Origin of the sequence: Psychrobacter sp. AOP30-A2-5, assembly GCF_052378115.1 — a bacterium.
GTDB lineage: Bacteria > Pseudomonadota > Gammaproteobacteria > Pseudomonadales > Moraxellaceae > Psychrobacter.
The window spans coordinates 1-5481 of record NZ_JBQSXK010000038.1 but is presented as its reverse complement, the minus strand read 5'-3'; the positions used below and the strand labels follow the sequence as shown (position 1 = coordinate 5481).

2 tRNA genes and 3 rRNA genes are annotated in these 5481 nt (G+C 48.5%); all 5 read left to right on the top strand.

From position 1 onward, the window contains the following. Positions 1-234 precede the first annotated feature (234 nt). Positions 235-1773 (top strand): 16S ribosomal RNA (locus tag ACT3S4_RS14090). Between the two features lie 75 nt (positions 1774-1848). Continuing rightward, positions 1849-1925 (top strand) — tRNA-Ile (locus ACT3S4_RS14085). Between the two features lie 9 nt (positions 1926-1934). Beyond that, a tRNA-Ala gene (locus tag ACT3S4_RS14080) sits at positions 1935-2010 on the top strand. 344 nt (positions 2011-2354) lie between these two features. Continuing rightward, positions 2355-5216: ribosomal RNA gene (locus ACT3S4_RS14075) — 23S ribosomal RNA — on the top strand. A 188-nt stretch (positions 5217-5404) separates the two neighbouring features. Further along, positions 5405-5481 (top strand): 5S ribosomal RNA (gene rrf, locus ACT3S4_RS14070); the annotation flags it as partial.

The following is a 5481-nucleotide window of genomic DNA, read 5'->3' as shown; positions in this document are numbered from 1 at the left end:
CACTATTTAAAAGCATAACTAAAGAACAACTTGTGTGGATTTTTGCTGATTCAGAATGCTAAAAAATAAAGTTGGTTTTAACTCCTTTTCGGAGTTCATTCTAACTATAAAAATTATCATTTAAGACAGCAGAAAAACTCAAAGTTAATTCATTACGAACATAATTTTTAGCGATTTTGCCAGATTAGATGAGCCAAGTTTAGAAGCTTCTTTAAAGAGCTTCATAGCAAGATTAAACTGAAGAGTTTGATCATGGCTCAGATTGAACGCTGGCGGCAGGCTTAACACATGCAAGTCGAGCGGAAACGATGATAGCTTGCTATCAGGCGTCGAGCGGCGGACGGGTGAGTAATACTTAGGAATCTACCTAGTAGTGGGGGATAGCACGGGGAAACTCGTATTAATACCGCATACGACCTACGGGAGAAAGGGGGCAGTTTACTGCTCTCGCTATTAGATGAGCCTAAGTCGGATTAGCTAGATGGTGGGGTAAAGGCCTACCATGGCGACGATCTGTAGCTGGTCTGAGAGGATGATCAGCCACACCGGGACTGAGACACGGCCCGGACTCCTACGGGAGGCAGCAGTGGGGAATATTGGACAATGGGGGAAACCCTGATCCAGCCATGCCGCGTGTGTGAAGAAGGCCTTTTGGTTGTAAAGCACTTTAAGCAGTGAAGAAGACTCCGTGGTTAATACCCACGGACGATGACATTAGCTGCAGAATAAGCACCGGCTAACTCTGTGCCAGCAGCCGCGGTAATACAGAGGGTGCAAGCGTTAATCGGAATTACTGGGCGTAAAGGGAGCGTAGGTGGCTCTATAAGTCAGATGTGAAATCCCCGGGCTTAACCTGGGAACTGCATCTGAAACTGTAGAGCTAGAGTATGTGAGAGGAAGGTAGAATTCCAGGTGTAGCGGTGAAATGCGTAGAGATCTGGAGGAATACCGATGGCGAAGGCAGCCTTCTGGCATAATACTGACACTGAGGCTCGAAAGCGTGGGTAGCAAACAGGATTAGATACCCTGGTAGTCCACGCCGTAAACGATGTCTACTAGTCGTTGGGTCCCTTGAGGACTTAGTGACGCAGCTAACGCAATAAGTAGACCGCCTGGGGAGTACGGCCGCAAGGTTAAAACTCAAATGAATTGACGGGGGCCCGCACAAGCGGTGGAGCATGTGGTTTAATTCGATGCAACGCGAAGAACCTTACCTGGTCTTGACATATCTAGAATCCTGCAGAGATGCGGGAGTGCCTTCGGGAATTAGAATACAGGTGCTGCATGGCTGTCGTCAGCTCGTGTCGTGAGATGTTGGGTTAAGTCCCGCAACGAGCGCAACCCTTGTCCTTAGTTACCAGCGGGTTAAGCCGGGAACTCTAAGGATACTGCCAGTGACAAACTGGAGGAAGGCGGGGACGACGTCAAGTCATCATGGCCCTTACGACCAGGGCTACACACGTGCTACAATGGTAGGTACAGAGGGCAGCTACACAGCGATGTGATGCGAATCTCAAAAAGCCTATCGTAGTCCAGATTGGAGTCTGCAACTCGACTCCATGAAGTAGGAATCGCTAGTAATCGCGGATCAGAATGCCGCGGTGAATACGTTCCCGGGCCTTGTACACACCGCCCGTCACACCATGGGAGTTGATTGCACCAGAAGTGGATAGCTTAACCTTCGGGGGAGCGTTCACCACGGTGTGGTTGATGACTGGGGTGAAGTCGTAACAAGGTAGCCGTAGGGGAACCTGCGGCTGGATCACCTCCTTATAGATGGCATTCGGTCAGCAAGAATTCACAACAAGTTGTTCTTTAGTTTAAGCTTACGTTTTAACAAGCGTAATTGGGTCTGTAGCTCAGCTGGTTAGAGCACCGTGTTGATAACGCGGGGGTCAGTGGTTCAAGTCCACTTAGACCCACCATTTTATAATGGGGCCATAGCTCAGTTGGTAGAGCGCCTGCCTTGCACGCAGGAGGTCAACGGTTCGACTCCGTTTGGCTCCACCACTATAGACGAATAAGCTTTAAGTGCTAATAGTATAAATAGAAACAAGTGATTTATCTTTGAATAAAGACACGATTACTTCTTTCTGTTTTATACAGAATCTGTGACTCGACGAGAGCATAGAGACTATTTAAAAACATAGATATGAGTCTGGGTTAGGAAGAGCGTGTTCACGCGCACTTCCTAACCTTAATCACTCACCTCTTAACGACATCAGTTGTTATCCCAGGGGTGAGTGATTAAAAAAAGTAAAGAGAACTGAATCAAGCGTATAAACATAGGTGATATCGTTATCATAATTAGACTTTATAACACTTAGCAGTCGAAAGACTACTTGGGGTTGTATGGTCAAGTAATGAAGCGCACATGGTGGATGCCTTGGCAGTCAGAGGCGATGAAAGACGTGACAGCCTGCGATAAGCTTCGGGGAGGCGGCAATATCCTGTGATCCGGAGATTTCTGAATGGGGAAACCCACCTACCATAAGGTAGGTATCTTGTACTTGTACAAGAAGCGAACGAGGGGAAGTGAAACATCTCAGTACCCTTAGGAATAGACATCAAATGAGATTCCCCTAGTAGCGGCGAGCGAACGGGGAGAAGCCGATTAATGCTAATGTAGAAGAACAGCGTGGGAAAGCTGACCGTAGTAGGTGATAGTCCTGTATTCGAAACATTAGCGTTAACATATTAAGTAGAGCGGGGCACGAGAAATCCTGTTTGAAGATGGGGGGACCATCCTCCAAGGCTAAATACTCCTGACTGACCGATAGTGAACCAGTACCGTGAGGGAAAGGCGAAAAGAACCCCTGTGAGGGGAGTGAAATAGAACCTGAAACCGTGTGCGTACAAGCAGTGGGAGCCTTAATTTATTAGGGTGACCGCGTACCTTTTGTATAATGGGTCAGCGACTTATATTCTGTAGCAAGGTTAACCGTTTAGGGGAGCCGTAGGGAAACCGAGTCTTAATAGGGCGTTTAGTTGCAGGGTATAGACCCGAAACCGAGTGATCTATCCATGAGCAGGTTGAAAGTGCCGTAACAGGCACCGGAGGACCGAACCCACTGTCGTTGAAAAGCCAGGGGATGACTTGTGGATAGGGGTGAAAGGCTAATCAAACTCGGTGATAGCTGGTTCTCCCCGAAAGCTATTTAGGTAGCGCCTCGGACGAACACCATTGGGGGTAGAGCACTGTTTCGGCTAGGGGGTCATACCGACTTACCAAACCGATGCAAACTCCGAATACCGATGAGTGATATCCGGGAGACACACAGTGGGTGCTAACGTCCATTGTGGAGAGGGAAACAACCCAGACCGCCAGCTAAGGCCCCAAATTCCTAGTTAAGTGGGAAACGAGGTGGGAAGGCATAGACAGCTAGGAGGTTGGCTTAGAAGCAGCCATCCTTTAAAGAAAGCGTAATAGCTCACTAGTCGAGTCGGCCCGCGCGGAAGATGTAACGGGGCTCAAACTAGGAGCCGAAGCTGCGGATTTGAATTTGTTTTCAAGTGGTAGGGGAGCGTTGTGTAAGCCTGTGAAGGTGTGTCGTAAGGCATGCTGGAGGTATCACAAGAGCGAATGCTGACGTGAGTAACGATAATGCGAGTGAAAAGCTCGCACGCCGGAAGATCAAGGGTTCCAGTCCAACGTTAATCGGGGCTGGGTGAGTCGACCCCTAAGGCGAGGCCGAAAGGCGTAGTCGATGGGAAATCGGTTAATATTCCGATACTTGTTTATAATGCGATGGAGGGACGGAGAAGGTTATGTCAGCCTGGCGTTGGTTGTCCAGGTGAAAGGATGTAGGCTTACAACTTAGGTAAATCCGGGTTGTTATATGGCTGAGATCTGATAGCAAGCTGTACTTGTACAGTGAAGTGGCAAATACCATGCTTCCAGGAAAAGCTTCTAAGCAATAGTTATAAACGAATCGTACCCTAAACCGACACAGGTGATCAGGTAGAGAATACCAAGGCGCTTGAGAGAACTCTGCTGAAGGAACTAGGCAAAATGGTACCGTAACTTCGGGAGAAGGTACGCTGCTGATGGTGATAGGACACGCTCCTTGAGCTGTTGGCAGTCGCAGATACCAGGCTGCTGCAACTGTTTATTAAAAACACAGCACTCTGCAAACACGAAAGTGGACGTATAGGGTGTGATGTCTGCCCGGTGCTGGAAGGTTAATTGATGGGGTTAGCGTAAGCGAAGCTCTTGATCGAAGCCCCAGTAAACGGCGGCCGTAACTATAACGGTCCTAAGGTAGCGAAATTCCTTGTCGGGTAAGTTCCGACCTGCACGAATGACATAATGATGGCAGCGCTGTCTCCAGCAGAGACTCAGTGAAATCGAAATCGCAGTGAAGATGCTGTGTACCCGCGGCTAGACGGAAAGACCCCGTGAACCTTTACTACAGCTTTACATTGAACTTTGACCTGACTTGTGCAGGATAGGTGGGAGGCTTTGAAGCCGAGACGCTAGTCTCGGTGGAGCCAATCTTGAAATACCACCCTGGTCATGTTGGGGTTCTAACTCAGGTATAACAATACCGAGGACAATGTATGGTGGGTAGTTTGACTGGGGCGGTCTCCTCCTAAAGAGTAACGGAGGAGTACGAAGGTGCGCTCAGACCGGTCGGAAATCGGTCGTAGAGTATAAAGGCAAAAGCGCGCTTAACTGCGAGACCCACAAGTCGAGCAGGTACGAAAGTAGGTCTTAGTGATCCGGTGGTTCTGTATGGAAGGGCCATCGCTCAACGGATAAAAGGTACTCTGGGGATAACAGGCTGATACCGCCCAAGAGTTCATATCGACGGCGGTGTTTGGCACCTCGATGTCGGCTCATCTCATCCTAGGGCTGAAGCAGGTCCTAAGGGTATGGCTGTTCGCCATTTAAAGAGGTACGCGAGCTGGGTTTAGAACGTCGTGAGACAGTTCGGTCCCTATCTACCGTGGGCGTTGGAAATTTGAGAGGATCTGCTCCTAGTACGAGAGGACCAGAGTGGACGAACCTCTGGTGTTCGGGTTGTCACGCCAGTGGCATTGCCCGGTAGCTACGTTCGGATGGGATAACCGCTGAAAGCATCTAAGCGGGAAGCCCACCTCAAGATTAGATTTCCCTAAAGAGCCGTTGAAGACTACGACGTTGATAGGCAGGGTGTGGAAGTGCAGCGATGCATGTAGCTAACCTGTACTAATTGCTCGTTTGGCTTGACCATACAACACCCAAGTGGTTTGTATGAAAGCTCTAATTAATCTATCTTGTATAAGCGAAAGCTTATAGAAACGAGAGAATATTTCGATATCACCTTTAACCTTGATTCAGTTAGGTTACAAGTTGATCGACCATAAACTAAACACTTATAGTCAAACAATAAAAATAACAGACTCATATCTAACCCCCTTTGCTGACGACAATAGCATGATGGCACCACCTGATCCCTTCCCGAACTCAGAAGTGAAACATCATTGCGCCAATGGTAG